Here is a 714-nt window from a genome sequence, read left to right as displayed (position 1 = left end):
GCGAGCGCGACGGCGACCACCATGGCCAGCCGCAGCCAGCTGCGACCCGGGACGGCTGAGGTCTCCGCGGTCGTGTCGACCGAGCCGTGGGTCCCCGTGCCGGTGTCCCACGGCCAGTAGCCGGCGGCAGCGACGGCACCGTCGCCGCTCGGGGGCGGGGGCACGAGCACCCGCGCGCGGCGCTCGGAGGACGACTCGGAACCGGGCGCGAAGAGCGGGCGCTCCGGCGGCGCGTCGAACGGCGGCGGCGGAGGCGGCGGGGTGGCCCGGGCCCGCAGCCACGACACCTCCTCGTCGTCGTCCCCGAAGACGGGCATGCCAGCCTCGGTCGGCATGTCCACGAGGTCGGCGACCGACGGGATCGGCGGGTCCTCAGCGGGGACCGCGACCGACCCCGGGAGGTCCGGGGCGGGCGGCGGTGGCACGGGGGCGGCAGACGGGGCGACCGACGGGGCGACAGACGGGGCGGTAGACGGAGGAACCGACGGAGCCTCGACAGGCGGGGGAGGTGGCGGGAGGGGGACCGAAGGCTCGGGCCCGCTCGCCCGGGCGAAGTCGTGCGGCGTCATCTCCGGCACCTGCGGCAGGACGACAGGCCGGATCTCGTTGATCGGCGGGATCGTGCCAGCCAACGCCTCGGGCAGACCGGTCGGGTCGCCGCCGAGGAACTCCATCAGTCGTTCGCGCACGGCGGCCGCCGGCCGGACGTCGACG

Annotated in this window: 1 pseudogene; it reads right to left on the bottom strand. The window is 77.2% G+C overall.

Features of this window, described 5'->3' with window-relative positions:
• Positions 1-714 (bottom strand): annotated as a pseudogene (locus H0487_RS22770) (hypothetical protein); the annotation flags it as partial.

This window comes from Nocardioides stalactiti, from assembly GCF_014180715.1.
In the GTDB taxonomy this organism is placed as follows: Bacteria; Actinomycetota; Actinomycetes; order Propionibacteriales; family Nocardioidaceae; genus Nocardioides; species Nocardioides stalactiti.
Note: the sequence above shows the minus strand (reverse complement) of the source record. Positions and strands in the feature narration are given on the sequence as shown.